Source organism: Hymenobacter sp. YIM 151858-1 (assembly GCF_025979705.1).
Classification (GTDB): domain Bacteria; phylum Bacteroidota; class Bacteroidia; order Cytophagales; family Hymenobacteraceae; genus Solirubrum.
Genome location: NZ_CP110136.1, coordinates 2,853,213 through 2,872,279 on the forward strand (window position 1 = coordinate 2,853,213; position 19,067 = coordinate 2,872,279).

At 63.7% G+C, this 19,067-nt stretch carries 12 protein-coding genes; 4 read left to right on the top strand and 8 right to left on the bottom strand.

From position 1 onward, the window contains the following. Positions 1-22 precede the first annotated feature (22 nt). The 4 genes from OIS50_RS12630 to OIS50_RS12645 all read left to right on the top strand — a co-directional run bounded on the left by OIS50_RS12630 (position 23) and on the right by OIS50_RS12645 (position 10,916). Positions 23-7,285 carry an MBG domain-containing protein gene (locus OIS50_RS12630; protein ID WP_264690994.1) on the top strand — a complete coding sequence of 2,421 codons (7,263 nt, stop codon included), beginning with the start codon at positions 23-25 and terminating at the stop codon, positions 7,283-7,285. Positions 7,286-7,572: 287 nt separating this feature from the next. After that, positions 7,573-7,797, top strand: coding sequence for a hypothetical protein (locus tag OIS50_RS12635; protein ID WP_264690995.1), 225 nt, complete (start codon positions 7,573-7,575; stop codon positions 7,795-7,797). Positions 7,798-7,965: 168 nt separating this feature from the next. After that, complete coding sequence (locus tag OIS50_RS12640) at positions 7,966-10,023, top strand: M13 family metallopeptidase (protein WP_264690996.1); 2,058 nt, start codon at positions 7,966-7,968, stop codon at positions 10,021-10,023. Between the two features lie 155 nt (positions 10,024-10,178). Next, a complete protein-coding gene (locus tag OIS50_RS12645; protein WP_264690997.1) occupies positions 10,179-10,916 on the top strand; it encodes a TIGR04283 family arsenosugar biosynthesis glycosyltransferase in 738 nt (245 codons plus the stop codon). 152 nt (positions 10,917-11,068) lie between these two features. Here OIS50_RS12645 and OIS50_RS12650 read toward each other — a convergent pair whose 3' ends face one another. The 8 genes from OIS50_RS12650 to OIS50_RS12685 form a co-directional block, all read right to left on the bottom strand. After that, positions 11,069-11,341 carry a hypothetical protein gene (locus OIS50_RS12650; RefSeq protein WP_264690998.1) on the bottom strand — a complete coding sequence of 91 codons (273 nt, stop codon included), beginning with the start codon at positions 11,339-11,341 and terminating at the stop codon, positions 11,069-11,071. A gap of 596 nt (positions 11,342-11,937) precedes the next feature. Beyond that, entirely contained in the window at positions 11,938-12,072 is a 135-nt protein-coding gene (locus OIS50_RS12655; protein ID WP_264690999.1) for a hypothetical protein, read from the bottom strand. Positions 12,073-12,421: 349 nt separating this feature from the next. Next, positions 12,422-13,792 carry a sensor histidine kinase gene (locus OIS50_RS12660; RefSeq protein WP_264691000.1) on the bottom strand — a complete coding sequence of 457 codons (1,371 nt, stop codon included), beginning with the start codon at positions 13,790-13,792 and terminating at the stop codon, positions 12,422-12,424. A 61-nt stretch (positions 13,793-13,853) separates the two neighbouring features. Then, complete coding sequence (locus OIS50_RS12665) at positions 13,854-15,248, bottom strand: sigma-54-dependent transcriptional regulator (RefSeq protein WP_264691001.1); 1,395 nt, start codon at positions 15,246-15,248, stop codon at positions 13,854-13,856. Between the two features lie 118 nt (positions 15,249-15,366). Then, a complete protein-coding gene (locus OIS50_RS12670; protein ID WP_264691002.1) occupies positions 15,367-16,569 on the bottom strand; it encodes an ABC transporter permease in 1,203 nt (400 codons plus the stop codon). A gap of 131 nt (positions 16,570-16,700) precedes the next feature. Next, positions 16,701-17,960: an ABC transporter permease gene (locus tag OIS50_RS12675; protein WP_264691003.1), complete on the bottom strand. Its 1,260-nt coding sequence runs from the start codon at positions 17,958-17,960 to the stop codon at positions 16,701-16,703. Beyond that, complete coding sequence (locus OIS50_RS12680; RefSeq protein WP_264691004.1) at positions 17,950-18,144, bottom strand: hypothetical protein; 195 nt, start codon at positions 18,142-18,144, stop codon at positions 17,950-17,952. The genes OIS50_RS12675 and OIS50_RS12680 overlap by 11 nt, the downstream gene beginning before the upstream one ends. 20 nt (positions 18,145-18,164) lie before the next feature. Beyond that, complete coding sequence (locus tag OIS50_RS12685) at positions 18,165-18,833, bottom strand: ABC transporter ATP-binding protein (RefSeq protein ID WP_264694377.1); 669 nt, start codon at positions 18,831-18,833, stop codon at positions 18,165-18,167. Positions 18,834-19,067 lie beyond the last annotated feature (234 nt).

Here is a 19,067-nt window from a genome sequence, read left to right on the forward strand (position 1 = left end):
CGGATGTACCAACAGCACGTCTGTGCCGGTAACGATAACCCAACCCGCTCCTCCTACCACCACTACCGCCTTAACTTATTGCCAAAACGCAATTGCCCCGGCGCTTACTGCCAGCGGCAGTAACCTGCGTTGGTACGCTACCGCAACCGCTACCACCAGCTCGACTACGGCCCCAACACCCAGCACCGCCAGCGTGGGCCTTACGAGCTACTATGTAAGCCAAACGGTAAACGGCTGCGAAAGCCCTAGGTCGAAAATCGACGTTACCATTAATGCAGCGCCCACGGCTACCATCACGGCCAGCGGGCCCACCAGCTTTTGCACCGGCAGCTCGGTCACGCTTTCGGCTCCGGCGGGCCTAAGCTACCTGTGGAGCAACGGCGCTACCACGCAATCGATTACGGCCTCGGCAAGCGGCAGCTACTCCGTTACGGTTACCAACGGCAGCAACTGCTCAGCTACCTCGGCAGCTACGGTTGTGACCGTAACGCCCGCCCCCAGCCTCAGCATTACAGCCCCCACGGCTGTTTGCGCACCCGGTACCGTAAACCTGACGGCCGCTGCGGTAACCGCCGGAAGCACGCTCCCTGATGGCACCGTTCTCAGTTATTGGACCAACGCAGCCGCCACCACGGCGCTGAACAGCCCCGAAGCGGTAGCCGCCAGCGGCACCTACTACATAAAAGCCACCAACGGCAGCTGCACCGATGTCAAACCCGTTGCAGTTACCGTAAATCCGGCGCCCACCACGGCCAATGCCGGCCCCGACCAAAGCCTGGACGGTGAAACCGCTACGCTGGCTGCCAACGCCCCGCAGGTGGGCAGCGGCACCTGGAGCGTGGTAAGCGGCGAGGGCGGCTCATTTGGCAGCGCGGCCAGCCCAACCAGTACCTTTTCGGGGGTAGCCGGCAACACGTATAAACTGCGCTGGAGCATCGGCACGGGTTTGTGCCCCGCCTCTACCGATGAGGTCACAATCGAGCTGAAAAAGGTGAGCACGACCACCACCGTGGCCGATGCCAGCGGCGTGTATGGCGCCGGCTCGGTTACCCTTACGGCCACCGTACAACCCAACCCCGGCGGCGGCTCCGTCGATTTTTACCTAGGGGGCGCCAAAGTGGGTACCAGCCCGGTGGGCAACGGCGGGGTAGCTACCCTGGCCTACAACGCCAGCCAGCTGAATGCCTCGGGCACTACGCCTTACGCTATTTCGGCCAGCTTTCTGGGGGCCGGCTACTTCACGGCTAGCAACAGCGGCCCCGGCCAGCTCACGATTACGCCGGCTCCGGCCACCATCAGCTTAAGCGGGCTGAGCGCCACGTACGACGGTTCGCCCAAAACGGCATCGGCTACTACCAGCCCGGCGGGGCTGGCTTTGAGCATCAGCTACGACGGCAATGCCGCGGCCCCTACCGAAGCCGGTACGTACGCCGTGGTAGCGACCCTGAACAACGCCAACTACACGGCCGCCAACGCTACGGGCAGCCTGGTAATTGCCCCGGCCGGCAACAGCATCAGCTTTGAGGCGCTGGCCAACCAAACCTACGCCCCCAATGCCACGCTCCCGCTGGCCGCTACGGCTAGCTCGGGCTTGCCCGTAAGCTTCGAGGTGACGGCCGGGCCCGCCAGCATCAGCGGCAACACGCTCACCATTGCGGGTGCGGGCACCATTACGGTAAAGGCCACGCAAGCCGGCAACAACAACTACGCGGCGGCCACAGCCGTGAGCCGCAGCTTTGCGGTAGCCAAAGCCGACCAAACCATCGAGTTTGCGGCACTCAGCGCCAAGACGTTCGGCGATGCTGATTTTGAGCTGACGGCCGGCAGCACCGCGCTGCTGCCCATCGGGTTTGCGGTAACGGGCCCCGCCACGCTGCTGCCCGACGGCAAAACCCTGCGCCTAACCGGTGCCGGCTCGGTTACGGTAACGGCCGAGCAACCCGGCAACGACAACTACAACGCGGCCGCAGCCGTGAGCCGCACATTTGCCGTTGACAAAGCTACCGCTACCCTGCAGCTGGGCACCCTGGCTTTTGGCTACGATGGCAGCGCCAAACCCGTGGCGGCCACTACCACGCCCGGCGGTTTGGCCGGAATAAGCATCACGTACGACGGCTCGGCCACGGCCCCCACGGCCGCCGGTAGCTACGCCGTGGTGGCTTCGCTCGACAACCCTAACTACCAAGCCATCAGTGCCACTGGCACCTTGGTTATCAGCAAAGCTGTGGCCACGGTTACCCTCGATGGCCTCAGCCAAACCTATAGCGCCACGCCCAAAACGGTAACGGCCAGCACCTCGGCAGCGGGCAGCAGCTTCAGCTACAGCTTCCGGAAAAACAACGCGGTGGTTGCCGAGCCCACGGCCGCCGGCAGCTACGAGGTTACGGCTACGCTCGATAACCCCAATTACACGGGCAGCGCCACCGGCACGCTGGTAATTGCACCGGCAGCACTGGCGGTTACCGTTGCCGATAAAAGCCGGGCGTACGCCGCCCCCGACCCTGCCCTGACGGGCACACTTACCGGCGTGCAAGGCGCCGACAACATTACGGCCAGCTACAGCACCACCGCCACGGCTACCAGCAACGTAGGCAAATACCCCATAACCGCTACCCTGCTCGACCCCCAGGGCAAACTCAGCAACTACACGGTAACCAATACGCCCGGCGAGCTTAGCGTTGTGCCGGCCGCGGCCACCATCAGCCTGGCCGACCTAGGCGGGCACACCTACGATGGCACCACCAAAGCCGCCACGGTGAGCACCTCGCCGGCCGGCCTGCCCGTAACGGTTACCTACAACGGCGCGGCCCCGCTGCCCAGCGCGGCCGGCACCTACGCCGTGGTGGCTACCCTCAACAATGCCAACTACTCGGCCGCCGATGCCACCGGCACTCTTACGATTGCCCCCAAGGCCCTGACGGTAAAAGCCAACGACAAAACCCGCACCTACGGCAACGCCAACCCAACCCTCGACGGCGAGTTTGATGGTGCCATACCCAACGACGGCATCACGGCCAGCTATGGCACCGCCGCCGATGCCGCCAGCAACGTGGGCGACTACCCCATAGCGGCCACCCTGAACGACCCGAAAGGCAAGCTCGGCAACTACGCGGTGAGCCAGCAAGACGGCAAGCTTACCGTGGAGGCACGCCCCGTAACGGTAACCGCCGACAGCAAAACCAAAGAGTACGGCGACGCCGACCCCGGCCTGACGTACCAGATTACCGCTGGCTCGCTGGCCAACGGCAACAGCTTCAGCGGCAGCATTGCCCGCACCCCCGGCGAAACCGTGGGTACCTACGCCATTGGGCGCAGTACGCTTAGCCTAGGTGCCAACTACCAGCTCAGCTTCGTGGAGGGCAGCCTGGCCATTGGCAAGGCCCCGCTTACGGTGGCGGCCAACAACGCCAGCCGTGCCTACGGCGAGGCCAACCCCGCTTTCGGCGCTACTTACACGGGCTTCAAGAACAACGAAACGGCAACCGTGCTGGGTGGCACGCTAAGCCTGCAAACCGATGCCACCAGCACCTCGCCGGTGGGCACGTACGCCATCGAGGCCAGCGGGCTGACCTCGGGCAACTACGCCATCGGGTACCAGCCGGGGGTGCTGCAGGTTGGGCGGCGCAGCGTGGCCGTTAAGGCCGATGCGCAAACCAAAGTGTACGGCACCTCCGACCCGGCCCTGACCTACACCATTACCGCCGGCTCGCTGGTGGGCACCGATGCGTTTGCGGGCGCCCTAGGTAGGGTCGCGGGCGAAGCCGCAGGCAGCTATGCCATTGAGCAACGCACCCTGGCGCTAAGCAGCAACTACACGCTTACCTACACCGGCGCCGACCTCGCCATTACCAAGGCCACCCTGACGGTAGCCACCGATGCCCAAACCAAAACCTACGGCCAGGCGCTGCCGGCCAGCGCCTTTACGGGCAGCCTGAACGGGGTGGTGCCCGGCGACGACATTACGGCCTCGCGCACGAGCACGGGCGCCGCGGCCGGGGCCAATGCCGGTAGCTACGACATTGTGGCCACGCTCCTCGACCCGGACAGCAAACTCGGCAACTACATCGTCAGCAACCCCGCCGGCACCCTCACGGTGAGCAAAGCCCCGCTGACCGTAACGGCCAACAACGCCACCAAGGCCTACGGGGCGGCTATGCCCGCCCTGGGCGTAAGCTACGCGGGCCTCGTGAACGGCGAACTGGCTCCGAAAACGCTGCCCAGCGTGAGCACCACAGCCACGGCCGGCAGCCCGGTAAAAGCTGGCGGCTACCCCATTACCGCCCTAGGTGCCGCCGACGGCAACTACGACATCAGCTACCAAACCGGCACCCTCACCGTTACGCCGGTTGATCTGATCGTAACGGCCGACAACAAGAGCAAGGTGTATGGCCAAGCCAATCCGGCCTTCACGGCCAGCTACTCGGGCCTCGTGAACAACGACGCGCCAGCCAGCCTGGGCGGCACGCTAAGCTTTGCCACGCAGGCCACGGCCGGCAGCCCGGTGGGCGCTTACGACATAACGCCCGGCGGCCTGATTTCAGGCAATTACACGCTGGAGTTTAAAACCGGTAAGCTCACCATCGGCAAAGCGCAGCTGAGCGCCACCGCCGACAACAAGAGCCGTTTGTACGGCGAGGCTAATCCGACCTTCGGTGGTACGCTCACAGGGGTGCAAAACTCCGACGCCATTACGGCCAGTTACACCACTACGGCTACGCCAGGCACCGACGCCGGCACCTACAGCATTGTAACCAGCCTGAACGACCCCAATCAGAAGCTGGGCAACTACGAAGTGAATCTGACCAACGGTGTGCTGACCATCGGTAGGGCTACCCTAACGGTTACGGCTGATAACAAAAGCAAAACCTACGGCGACGCCAACCCGCCCCTCACGGTGAGCTACAGCGGCTTTGTGCTGAACGAAACCGCCTCGGTGCTGCCTACAGCCCCAAGTGCCAGCACCACGGCTACGCAGAGCAGCGGCGCCGGGAACTACCCCATCACGGCTGCTGGTGGCGCTTCGACTAACTACGCCTTCAAGTACGTAGCCGGCACCCTCGCCGTAGGCAAAGCCGAGCTTACAGTGAAGGCCAACGACGCCAGCCGCACCTACGGGCAAGCGAATCCGGCCTTCACGGCGCACTACTCCGGCTACGTGAACGGCGACGACGCGGCGGCCCACACCGGCGCGCCCCAGCTTACCACCCCCGCCACCAGCACGAGCAACGTAGGCCCGTACGACATTGTAGCGGCGGTTGGCTCCTTGCAGTCGGCCAACTACAGCTTCCGGTTTGCGCCGGGCACCCTTACCATCGGCAAGGCCACTATTACCGTTGGCAACACCAGCCGCGCCAAAACCTACGGCGCCGCCCTGGCGGCCACCGATTTTGCGGGCCCGCTGGATGGCGCGGTAGCCACGGACGGGATTACGGCCACGCGCACCAGCACCGGGGCCGCGGCCGCGGCCAACATCGGCCAGTACCCCATCAAGGCCACGCTCCTCGACCCCAACGGCAGACTGGGCAACTACACCGTAACCAACACCGACGGTACGCTGACCGTTGAAAAGGCCCCGCTAACGGTTGTGGCGGCCAACCAGCAGCGCACCTACGGCGACGCCAACCCGTCCCTGACGGGCCAGCTGACGGGCCTCCAGAACGCCGATGCCATTACGGCCAGCTACAGCACCATCGCCACCGCGGCTACGGGCGTGGGCAACTACGTAATCGAGCCCGCCCTCAACGACCCCAACGGCAAGCTCGGCAACTACGCCGTTACCAAAACCAACGGCACCCTTGCCATAAGCCCACGCCCCGTAACGGTAACGGCCGACAGCAAAACCATGGTGTATGGCGAGGCCGAACCGGCCCTGACGTATAAAATCACGGCGGGTAATCTGGTGAACAACGATGCCTTTACCGGAGCGCTGTCGCGCGCGGCGGGCACCAATGTGGGCACGTACGCCATCCTGCGCAACACCCTGGCCCTAGGTGCCAACTACACCCTCACGTACCTAGGGGCCAACCTCACCATTACGCCGCAGTTTGCCAACCCCGTGGCCGACACCTACTACACCGGCTCGAAGTTTTACTGGAGCACCGGGCCCACCAGCAACACCGTAACGCTGAACCTGGTAACCACCCTGAAGAACAACCCCAACTACGGCGGCGACATGCGCACGGCCCGCGCCTCGTTCTTCGTGCGCAAGGCCGATGGCTCGCTCACGCCCATCAACGGGGCGCAAAACCTGCCGGTGGGCCTGGTGAACCCCGATGACATGAGCACCGGCACGGCCGCGGCCAATGTGCAGTACTCCTTTAGCGGCGGGGCCGAGGTTATCAACATTGCCGTGAAAGTAACCGGCAACTACCGCAGCTACGACGACGGCACCAAGGACGCCCCCGTAACGCTGGCCGTGCCCACGCCCGGCGGCCTTATTGCCGGCGGCGGCTCGTTTACCGAAACCGGCTCGGCCGGTTTTATCAAGGGCCGGGCCGATTTCGGTTTCTACGTGCAGTACAACAAGAGCCTGAAAAACCCGCAGGGCAGCGTTTCGGTAACGGTGCACAGCCCCTTCGACCGCACCGGTAAGGAAGACGGCAAAACGCACACCTACGTGCTGAAGAGCAACGCCATTTCGGTGCTGGCCGTGAACAACCCCAAAGCGCAGTTCAGCGGCAAGGCCAACATCAAGGAGATTGTGGACGGCGTGGAGCAAAGCATCGAAGGCAATTGCAACATGCAACTGGAGCTGATGGACGGTGTTGGCAACCCTGCAGTTCAGCCCGCTACGCAGGATTTGCTGGCCATTACCGTTTACCGCGCCAACGGCGGCGTGTGGTACTCGAGCCAGTGGGACGGCACCAAACCCGTGATGCGCATGGTGAATGTGGCGGCCAAAGACCTGGTAACGGTGCATGGCGCGCCCAGCGGCACCGCTGCCGTAACGGCCACCACCCCAAGCAGCACGGCCAGCCTGGCCGTAACGGCCCCGGCTGCACCGGCTACCGCCAAACCGGCCGAGGCCACGGTGCTCGAGGTGTACCCCAACCCCATTGCCGACCAGGCCACGGTTCGCTTCCGGGCGGCTAAGGGCGGCAAAGCACAGGTGTACCTCTACAACCAGCTCGGGGCGCTGGTGGGCACGCTCTACAACGCCGAGGTGCAAGGCGGGCGAGAGTACCGGGTGCCGCTGCGGGCCACCGAGCTGCCCACGGGCACGTACTTCTGCCGCCTGATCGTCAACGGGCAGGTAGAAAACCGGCGCATCAGCATTGCCAAATAACGGTGCGTGCGCCGTGATAAGTAAAGCGGCCGGGCAGTGCCCGGCCGCTTTACATTTTTATATTTCTCCCAAACCGTCATTCGGCGGCAGCACAAGGCATTAGCGGCACAATTGTTGAGTTTGACCCAGGGCGCGGTTACCCTTCCGCGTGTATGGAAAATCCATTGTTCAAAGCCCCGAGGCCTTGCTTCGGGGCTTTTTTATGCGGCCCCGGGAACTGCTTTTAGGCCGCTGCTGTTGCGCGCCCAACCTAGTTGCCGCCTATGATATCAACTCAACTCACCTCTATGGGTTTTGTACCAACCAAGCACATAAAAGCCGGCGGCGCGCGCCCGGCCGGTGTGCAGTACGAGCGCAAAGGCCCCCTCGAACCCATGTGCGTGTTCGTGGCCCTCGACGAAACCTTCGCTGAAATTGTGCTAGGCCATGGCCAACGCCCACGGGTGTACGGCCGCGGGCGCTTTACCAGCGCCGACGAGCTGGGCAACTTTCTGCGCCTGCACGCCAATTAATCTACGGCACTTACCCTTGCGGCGGGCCGCACCCTAGGTGGGTGCGGCCCGCTGGCCGTTTAGGGGGCAGGGCTGCGCAACGGGCGCCGGCTTTCGGTGTCGGTGGTGTGCTCGTATGGCCCGAAATAGTAGCTTCGGGCTTCCGCACACCTGCTCTCCTCTTTTCTTATGACGCGTTCTTTTGCCTTCGGCAAGTGGCTGTGGGCTTTGCCGCTGCTGGGCCTGGCCCTGGGTAGCTGCAACCCCTCGGGCAGCGCCGGCACCGCCCAAACCGACATCCTGCAAAGCAGCCTCGACACCACCGTACACCCCGGCGACGACTTCTTCCGCTACGCCAACGGCGGCTGGCTGAAGCGCCACCCCATTCCGAACTCCGAAAGCTCGTGGGGCATTGGCCGCGAGGTGCAAAACGAGGTGTACGCCCGCCTGCGCGCCCTGAGCGAGGAGGCCGCCAAGGCCAACGCCGCGCCGGACAGCAACCAGCAGAAGATCGGCGACTTCTACGCCACCGGCATGGATTCGGCCCGCATCGAAAAGCAAGGCATTGCGCCGCTGAAGCCCGAGCTGGACCGCCTTGCCGCCATCCGGACGCCGCAAGAGGTAATGGCTGCCGTGGCCCACCTGCAGCCCCTAGGTGTTGGGGCGCTGATGAGCCCCTACGTGATGCAGGACGCCAAGAACAGCGAGAAAATGGCGCTGTACCTGTACCAGGGCGGCCTGGGCCTGCCCAACCGCGACTACTACTTCAACCAGGACAAGCGCACGGCGGGTATCCGGCAGCAGTACGGCCACCACGTGGCGCGCATGTTTCAGCTGCTGGGGCAGGATTCGGCTACGGCCCGCCTCAACAGCAACCGCGTGCTGCGGCTGGAAACGGCCTTGGCCAGGTCGTCGCGCAAGCTCGAAGACCTGCGCGACCCTTACGCCAACTACCACAAAATGGCCGTGGCCGACCTAGGCAAGCTGGCCGGCAACGTGGCGTGGCGCACGGTGCTCAACCAAATGGAGCTGCAACGGGCCGACACCGTGATTGTGGGCCAGCCCGAGTTTTACCGCACCGTGGGGCAGCTGCTGAAAACCGCTTCGGTGGATGACTGGAAGGCCTACCTGCAGTGGCATTTGGTGCACACCTTCGCGCCCAACCTCAGCAGCAACTTCGATAACGAGAACTTCCGCTTTTACGGCACGGTGCTGCAGGGCAGCAAGCAGCAGCGCCCCCGCTGGAAACGCGTGCTCGACCGCGAAGAAGACGCCATGGGCGAAATGCTGGGCCAGCTCTTCGTGAAGGAGTACTTCCGGCCCGAAACCAAGCAGCGCTACGAGAAGCTGGTGGCGAACGTAACGGCCTCGTTCCGCGAGCATATTCAGCAGCTCGACTGGATGAGCGACTCGACCAAGCAGAAAGCCTTGGTGAAGCTGAGCAAAATAACGCCGAAGGTGGGCTACCCCGATAAGTGGAAGGACTACTCCGCGCTGAAAGTCGACCGCAGCTCGTACGTGCAAAACGTGATGCGCGCCAACCAGTGGGCCTACCGCTACCGCGTCAACAAGCTGGGCCGCCCCGTCGACCGCACCGAGTGGGACATGACGCCCCAGACCTACAACGCCTACTACAACCCCTCGAACAACGAGATTGTGCTGCCCGCGGCCATCTTCGCCATTCCGGGCCTGAAGGATGAAGACGCCGACGACGCCACCGTTTACGGCTACGCCGGCGCCAGCACCATTGGCCACGAGCTGACCCACGGCTTCGACGACGAAGGCAGCCAGTACGACGAGAAAGGCAACCTGCGCAACTGGTGGACGAAGCAAGACCGCGCCGAGTTTAAAAAGCGCGTCAACCAGATTGTGCGGCAGTTCAACGGCTACACCGTGCTCGACTCCTTGCGCATCAACGGCAAGGCCACGGCCGGCGAAAACATTGCCGATTTGGGCGGCATCGTCATTGCCTACGACGCGTTCAAGAAAACCGAGCAATACAAGAAAGGCGAAAAGCTGGGCGGCCTCACGCCCACGCAGCGCTACTTTTTGGGCTACGCCCTAGGTTGGCAAAGCCACCAACGCGAGGAGGAGCTGGCCCAGCGCATCCTCACCGATGTGCACTCGCCCGCGCAATACCGCGTGAACGGCCCCATGGCCGACGTGCCCGCCTTTTACGAGGCCTTTAAGGTGCAGCCCACGCACAAGCTGTTCCGGCCCGATAGCGCCCGCGTGCGCATTTGGTAGCCGGCCGGCGCCCGGTTGGTTATGCGTTCCGAAATGCCCGCTGGCCCCGCGCCGGCGGGCATTTTTGCTGACCCCTAGGTGCGGCCGCTGCCCAGGAGCCCGGGCAGGCCGGGGCGGCGTTGAGGTTTCGGCCCGCAGCCCGCACCTTTACGGCCATGAACGCCACAGCCCCTGCCACCCCCGCCCCGCCCGATTCGGTGAGCATCATCATCCCGGCGTACCAGGAGGCCGGGGCCATTGGTGCGCTGGTGGAGTACCTGCGCCAGGCGGGCGGCGCCGGGCCCGGGGTAGAAATTATCGTGGCCGATGGGCAAAGCCCCGACGCTACCGCCGCCGTGGCCGCGGCGGCCGGCGCCCGGGTGCTGCGCTGCCCGCGCAAAGGCCGCGCCGCCCAAATGAACCACGGCGCCCGCGCGGCGCAGGGGCACATTCTGTACTTTTTGCACGCCGACAGCTACCCGCCGCCCGGCTTTCTGGCCGACATCCGGCGGGCGGTGCAGCAGGGCTACGGCAGCGGCTGCTACCGCCTCGCCTTCGACCACCCGCACTGGTTTTTGCGGGCCAGCGCGTGGTTTACCCGCTTCGATTGGGACGCGGTGCGTTTCGGCGACCAAAGCCTGTTTGTGCGGCGTGCGGTGTTCGAGCAGGCCGGCGGTTTTCGCGAAGAAATGGTGGTGCTCGAAGACCAGGAAATCATCGGGCGGCTGCGGCGCTTCGGGCGGTTTGCCATTTTGCCGGGCCGCGTAACCACCTCGGCCCGCAAGTACCTCGAAAACGGTGTTTTCCGGCTGCAGAGCATCTTTTTCATCATCTGCGTGCTGTACCGCCTGGGCGTATCGCAACCCAACCTCAAGCGCGTGTACCGCGCCCTCATCCGGCAAGACAAAATCTGACCTAGGGCGTGTAGCGCGGAAATCCGTTTCGCGCTACACGCCCCAAGAGCGCGTGCTCGGTACTGCGCAGCTCCACATACGCGTGCTAGGCGCGTCGCGGCACCAAAGGTCGGCGTAGCCAACGGGTTCCCGCGCTGCCTGGCAGCCCTAGGTTAGTTGAGCCACATGGAGCACACCATGCGGAAGCGGTGCGGGGCAAAGCCGTTGAAGTGCGGCGCCGCGGCACTAAAACCCAAAATGTAAATCATTTGGGCGCCGGTTTTGGCGTCTTGCACCAGGCGCACGGGGTACACAAAGCCCTCGATGGGCCAGTCGCCCTCGTGCTGCGGCGGCCGCCCGGAGGCATCGGTACAACGGGCGTAATCTAAAACTGGGCTCCGCTGAATAGCATCGGTCCAGGATAAGTTCGAGTGTGGGAACGACATGCGGCAGGTGCGTTAGGGATGGAACCTTGGACGGTCGCTACAGGAGCAGCCGGCATTGTTGTCCGGGCTCCTCAGCAAAGCAGTTGGCGCGGTACTAGTTGCTTTGCCGCACTGGGCAGGCATGGAGTAATACGTAGGTAACCGGGATTAAGGCGTGCCAAGGGCCATTAATCCGCACATTCGGCTGATGCCCAGAACCTAACAACCCCGCCAGCACGCAACCAGCCGCTAGTGCCAGCGGGTGCGGCACCCCACCAAACAGCTCGACCGGACTCCTGGGCAGAATCCGGTCGGGTTGTTTGGTGGGCGCGGGCACGGCTCAGAGCGCGGTGCGCAGGTAGCGGCGGTTGGTACGGCGCCAGGGCCGAGCGGCCAAACCGGGGGTGCTAAGGATGGTTTTCATGGCTTTGGGTAGGGTTGGGAGTGGGCTGATGAACCGGTGCAGCCGCAGCGGCACCTAGGCTTTTTACAAGGCAGCGCGCAGGTAGCGGCGGGTGGCACGGCGCCAAGGGCGGGCAGCGGTACGGAGGGCTTGGGCAGTTTTCATAGCGGTGTAAGAGTTGAGTTGTGTAGAAAGGAAGGGGCGGCGGCAAAAATCAGCGGCCGCAAAGTGCCGGTGTGCGCAGCACGCCTTGGCTTACCCGAACGGGTGCACCGCCCATGGCGCGCAGGGCCGGCAGTGTGCGGCGGCTAGGTTGGCTGGTGCTGCGGAGGGCGGGCTGCGTGTTCATTTTCGTGCGGGTTTCAAGCGTTTCTGAATAGTAATAGCCAATGCCCGTGCCAGTTTTATAATCTATTGATTAACAGGTATTTGCATTGATATACACATCTTATCAGGCCTGAAAAGGTGTCCGATATCGAACACGTGTCCGGTTGTATAGCAGCTCCTTCGGGCTGCCGAAAAAAAATGCAACTGCGCACCGGGGCTATGCAGCGTATTTGCATCAGCGCTTCAGCTGAGCTTCGGCAAACCCATGAGGTTGGCGCAGCGAGCTTGGCGCCAAAAAGCCGGAGCCGCCGATCAACTCTTGATCAGCGGCTCCGGCTTTTTGGGTGGCGCCCTAGGTGCCTGGGCTTGTATCAGGCCGGGGTAGCAGGCACCGGGCTCTTGGCTGTACCCGTAACAGCCTGCGCAGGTGCGGAGGTTGTGCCGGCCAGGCTAATGGCAAACGCCGTGCGGCCGTTGGGCTGGGTAGCCAGGCTGAACGCAAAGCCGTGGTGCAGCAGAATGTCGCGAATCATCGTCAGGCCGATGCCTTGGCCGTCGCGCTTGGTGCTGAAGAACGGCGTGAACAAGTGCGGCTGTACTTCGGCCGGAATGCCCGGCCCGTCGTTCTCGATAACCACGGCGGGCGGCTGGGCGGTGGTGCGCACCCACAGGTTGCCGTCGTGGTCGATGGCTTCGAGGGCGTTTTTGCAGATGTTCAGCAGCGCCTGCTCCATTTGCTGCGCATCCAGCGCCACAAACAGCGGGCCGGGCGCCAGCTCCCAGTGCCATTTGATGCTGCGCTTCTCGCTTTGCACCTGCAGCAGCCGGCAAGTAGCCTTCAGCAGCTCGTGCACATCGGTGGGGCGCGGTGTGGGCGCCGGCAGCCGCACCAGGTTGGCAAAGCTGGCAATGAAGTTGGCCAGGTGCGTGTTGCGGTTCACGGACACATCCAGGGCTTCTTCGAAATCGGGGCGGTCGTCTTCGGCCAGCTGCGGGGCGTAGTAGCGGAACGACTGCAAAATGGAGTTGACGGCGCCGATGGAGTTGTTAATCTCGTGCGACATCATCCGGATCAGCTTCTCGTAGGCCTGCTTTTCCTGCCTGATGAGCTCCTGCGTCAGCTCTTCCAGCAAAATAAAATAGCGCGTAAAGCCCCGGTCGAGGAAGCGCGAGGTGCTGGCCCGGTACGTTTGCATGCCCGATAGCTGCACCACCTGCGGCTGCCCGGCCTCCAGCGCACCTAGGGCCCGGCCCCACTCGCCGGGCAGCTCGGCGGGGCGCTTGCCCAGCAGCTCGGCCGCGGGCTGCTGCAGGCAGCGCTCGGCCGCCGGGTTCAGCGACTCAATATTCCCATCGAAGCTCAGCAGTAAAATCCCTGCCGGCGAGGCCGTAATCAGGCGCTCCAGCAGGTAGCTTTTCTCGTGCTGGGTGATGCGCTCCTGCCGCAGCTCGTCAATCATGGTGTTGTAGGTATCAATCAGCTGGTCCATTTCGGTCTGGCCCACGGGCAGAAACTTCATGGTGAAGTCGCGCGAGCGAATGGCCTGGGTGCCGGCGGCAATCAAATTCAGGGGCCGCACAAAGCCGCGGTACAGCTGAATGCTGAGCATGGCCGTAACGAGCAGCAGCGCTTCCGTCGTCAGAAACAGCCACATGTTGGTACCGCGAAACTGAAACGCCAGCACCGCAATGGCCACATGAATCAGGCCAACGAACAGAATGTACTTGGTGCGTAAGGTCATGCGCGGTGGTGGGGAGAAGCGGAAAGCGGAACGATGTAGCGCGAAGTAGCGCGGACTTTGGCTACGGCTGCGCGGCGTCGTACGGGATGTTGAACTTCTCGAGGCGGCGGTACAGCGCGCCCCGGCTGAGCCCCAGGGCCTTGGCCACGCGCGAGAGGTTGCCGGCGTAAAAATCCACGGTTTTGCGAATCATCTGGGCCTCCATCTCGTCGAGCGTCATCAGGCCCACTTCGGGCAGGGCGCCGGGCTCCACGGCTTTGGTGCTCACGCGCTGCGCCTGGGCCTGAAACTCCTCGGGGCCGAGCTCATCCTTGCCGCTTACCAGCACGGCGCGCTCCACCAGGTTTTTCAGCTCCCTGATGTTGCCCGGCAGCTGCTGCTCGCGCAGCCAGTGCAGGGCGCGGGTGTTCACCTTCAGGGCCGGGCGGTTGTAGGCCGTGCGCAGGTTGCTTACGAAGTGCTGCGCCAGCAGCGGAATGTCGTCGGGCCGCTCGCGCAGGGCGGGCAGGCGTACCGTAATCAGGTTGATGCGGTAAAACAAATCTTCGCGGAAGCGGCCCTCGCGCACTTCCTGGGCCAGGTCGCGGTTGGTGGCGCAAATTACCCGAATGTCCAGGGAGCGGCTGCGCGAGTCGCCGAGTACCTCGTAGGTGCGGTCTTGCAGCACGCGCAGCAGCTTCACCTGCGAGCCCATGTCCAGCTCGCCTATCTCGTCGAGGAAAATGGTGCCGCCGTTGGCCATTTCGAAGCGGCCCTGGCGGTCGGCTTTGGCATCGGTGAAGGCGCCGCGGCGGTGGCCGAACATCTCGCTCTCGAACAACGACGCCGAAATGCCGCCTAGGTTCACTTTCACAAAAGGCTTGTTGCGGCGCTGCGAGTTCAGGTGAATGGCCTCGGCAATCAGCTCCTTGCCCGTGCCCGACTCGCCCTCGATCAGCACCGAGGCATCGGTGGCGGCTACCTGCCCCACGCTGCGCAACACCTGCAGCAGCTGCGCATCCTGCCCCACAATGTTCCGGAAGTTGTACTGCCGATCGAGCTGCCGGCGCGTGGGGCTCACCTCGTCGTCGGGGTGGGCGGCGTGGCTTTCGGCCAGGCTGATGACGGTGCGGATGGTTTGCAGCAGCGAGTCGTTGTTCCAGGGCTTGGTTACGAACTCGGCCGCACCGGCCTTCATGCCTTCCACGGCCAGCGAAATAGAGCCCCACCCCGTGATGAGGATAACCGGCACCTGCGGGGCAATTTCCTTTACCTGACCCAGGAGGCGCAGGCCGTCCTGGCCGGTGGTGGCCATGGAGTAGTTCATATCCATAAGCACCAGCTGCGGCGGGGTTTCGCGCACCACGCGCATCGCTTCTTCGGGGGTGCCCACGGCCTTGGTGGCGTAGCCGGCCTGCTTAAGCAGCAGCCCCAGGGAGGTGCGCACGGCTATGTCGTCGTCGACGATGAGTATCATGGGAATGGCTGTTGAGAGAGAAGCGAAGGACGGTATTTCGGGCCGGAATGCGAAGCCGCGTTGCAAGAACAGCCAGCTTCTCCCTTCAGCTGAGGCAAGAAGCTGGCTGTTCTTGCGGCTACTCTTCGCGCAGGGCTACTGCGGGCTGAATGCCTGCGGCCAGGCGGCTGGGTTGCCAGGCGCAGATAGCCGTGAGCAGGTAGATGATGCCCGTGGCAATTAGCATGGCCAGCAGGTACACGCGTGCTGGCACATCAAAAGCGCCTAGCAGCGGAAACTGAACCGCCAGCACAAGCCCCAGCACCACCCCCAGCGAGGTAAGCGCCAGCATTTCGGCCAGAAACTGCGAGCTGATAGCCGGGCCCGTGGCCCCCAGCGCACGGCGCAGGCCTACCTCGGCGCGGCGCTGGCTGATGTTGTACCACAGCACCCCAAACAGACCTAGGGCCACGTTGATGATCAGAAACAGGCCCACCACCGACAAGGCCGCAATGGGCGCCACGGTTACCTTCATTTTATCAATGCGGTCGGCCTCCAGGGTGTATACCTCGGTGCTCCATTTGCGCGTAACGCCGGCCACGGTTTTCACAATTTTCTGCTGCAGCTCGGCGCGCTGGCCCGGGGCCACGCGCACCAGCACGGCGGCGCCCTCCCACTGCGTGGTATCGTGGGGCACCAGGCGCATCCACATGCTGGGGCTCACGTCGCTAAACTCGCTGTGCACGCGCACGTCTTCTACCACGCCCACCACCTGAAAGCGCTCATTGGCCGAATCGCCGAACCGGACATCGTGGCGCAGCACCTGGCCCAGCGCACCTTGGGCGGTGCCAAACAGCTTCTCGCTCATGTTGCGCGTAATCACAACCGGGCGGTGCGTGGCGGCATCGTCGGCGCTCCGGAACCAGCGGCCCGCGAGCAGCTGCAGGCCCATGGTGGCCGCGTACCGGTCGTCGGCGTCGTAGCGGTCCACGTCTTTGGCTTTGGCGTTGTTGGCGGCCAGTATGTCGCTGTTCATCGTGATAAACCGGAAGGGCGTGTTGGGGCTGGTCAGGGTCAGCTCCTGCACGCCGGGTAGCGCCCGCACCTGGCGCAGCACGTCGTCGAGCACGGGGCGGGGCATTTTTTCGCCCTGGCCGGCCGCAATGTTGAGGCGCCACACCTGCTCGTGGCGGAAGCCCGGCGGCAGCAGGTAGTTGCGCCCTACCGTGACGAGCACCACGCCCACGGCGAAGAGCACAATAAACGAAAGCAGAATTTCGCTGAGCAGCAGCACGTTGGTGCGCTTGCGGTTCCAGATCAGGCGAAGCAGATGACGAAACATGGCAGGGGTGATGGGGTAACAGGTAACACGTGACAGGTTACAGGCAACAGGTGGGCAGCAGGCACTGGGCAAGCACCGGAAACCGGCTTGGCTTCTTCCTCAGGCCTCATTCTTTATTATTCCTTCTTCCATCACCTAGGGCCGCCGGCGCTGCCGCGCAGGGCATCTACCGGGTTCAGGCGCGACATTTTCCAGGCCGGGTACACGCCGCTCATCAGCCCGAATATCACCGTCAGACCTAGGCCCGTGCCGAAGGCCCGCCAGCTCAGCCCAAAGTGCGAGTGGGCAATAAACTGCGACTCGTTGAGCAAGTGCAGCCCCCCCGCCGCGAGGCCCAGCCCAATCAGGCCGCCCAGGGCCGTCAGCACCAGGTTTTCCGTCAGAAACTGGCCCACCAGCACCGAGCGCGAAGCCCCGAAGGCCTTGCGCACCCCGATTTCGCCGGCGCGCTCCATAATGCGCGTCACGTTCAGGTTCACGAGGTTGAGGGCGGGCAGCAGCATAAAGAGCAGGGCCAGCACGCCGCACACCGTCAGAAACAGGCCCATGCCGTCGTTGTCAGAGTCCTGGTTGCTGGTGAGCTGCCGCACTATGCCGGCCAGGGCCGGATCGGCGTGCGCAAACATTTTGTTGAAGCGGGCGGGGTCGGGCAGCGGCACGCGCCGCATCACCTGCTGAAACTCGGCGCGCATGGCCGGCACGGCCTTGCGCGTGGGCGCCAGCAAAATGGCGAAGTACGAGCCGTCGTAGCGGTTGTCTTCGATGCTGCTGGCGTTGAGGGTGTAGGGCACCCACACATCGGCGCTGGAGTACAGCCGGATGGCCGGCACATCGGGCACCACCCCCGTTACGCGGTAGCGGTGCGGCCCGATTTCGAGCGTGCGCCCGGCGGCGCCTTGCTCCGTACCGAAAAACGAGCGGGCCGTGCTCCGGCTGATGACGCACACGCGGGCTTTCTGGTCGATTTCGGCGGCCGTGTAGGTGCGCCCGTCAACGAAGTCGAAATCCATCACGCGCCAGAAATTGTAGTCGGTGTGGCGCACATCCAGCGTGAGGGTTTGGTTGCCGGCAAAGGCCGTGGCGCTGGTGCCCACCGAGGTAAAGCCCACCAGCTCGGGCGTTTTCATGGGCCGCACGTAGGTGTTGATGAAGTGGGCGCTGACGGGCGTGTTGTTCGAGCCGCCGTCCTTGAAACGCAGGCTCAGCAGGTTCACGAACAACATGCGGTCCATGCGCTTTTCGGGCTTGTGCGAACCGTTGAAGTGGTCGACGGCGGCCACCAGCACCAGCATCACCATCAGCGTAAAGCTGATGCCGAACAAGCTGATGAAGGTGAAGAACTTGCGGCGCAAGAGCACCTTCCAGGCAATTTTCAGGTAGCTAAGCAGCATAAATCGTGGGGGCAGATGTGGGTTGGGGGGTAACCTGAAGCGTGGGCATGGCTGCCGGGCGCGCCGCCGGCAGCACCGACCTAGGCGCCGCCTGCGGAGCCGTGAGGTCGTAGAGCCCGGCTCCGGCCATCAGCAGCAGCAAGGCGGCCAGTACCAGGGCGGCGGCTTGTAATACCCGTTTCATAGCTGGGAGGCGTTGGGCGCTTAGTTGACCTGGCTGCCGTCGAAGAAGCGGATGACGCGCTCCGTCTTGTTGGCCATGTTCTCGTCGTGGGTTACCATCACAATGGTGGTGCCGGCCTCGCGGTGCAGGCTCAGCAGCAGGTCCATAATCTCCTCCCCCATCACCGAGTCGAGGTTGCCGGTGGGTTCGTCGGCCAGAATAATTTCCGGGGCGCCGGCCAGGGCGCGGGCAATGGCCACGCGCTGGCGCTGCCCGCCCGAAAGCTGCGACGGGAAGTGCTTGGTGCGGGCGCTCAGGCCCACTTTCTCGAGGGCGGCCAGGGCCCGCTGGCGGCGCTCCTTGCCGCCCATGCCCGCGCGGTAGAGCAAGGGCAGCTCCACGTTATCGAGCACCGAGAGGTCGTTGATCAGGTGGAAGCTCTGGAAGATGAAGCCGATTTTGTGGTTGCGCACTTTGGCCAGCTCTTTATCGGAGTAGCTGGTTACGGCCCGGCCGTCAATCTCAATGGTGCCGGTGGTGGGCTCGTCGAGCAGGCCCATCAAACTCAGCAGCGTGGATTTGCCGCAGCCCGACGGCCCCATGATGGACACGAACTCGCCCCGGTTGATCGTTAGGTTCACGCGGTTGAGCGCCACCGTCTCGATGGTGTCGGTCTGGTATACCTTCTCGATGTCGGCAAGCTTGATCATGGGCGTATTCTTCAGCGAGGTAGTAGCGCGCAAGTCGTTGAGCGCTGGGCTTTTGGTCAGGGTCGGTTCCATAGGGGCAGTCGGGGTTTGTTTTCGGAGGGTTGAGCCGGTGTTGAGAGGAAGAAAGCCTCCCCGCGCTGTCCGGTTTTGTGCAAGGGCGGAGCGGGTGCCACCAACATAAGCCAAGGCGCGTGCCAATTGCTCAATTGATTATTTTTCAGCTATTTACATGCA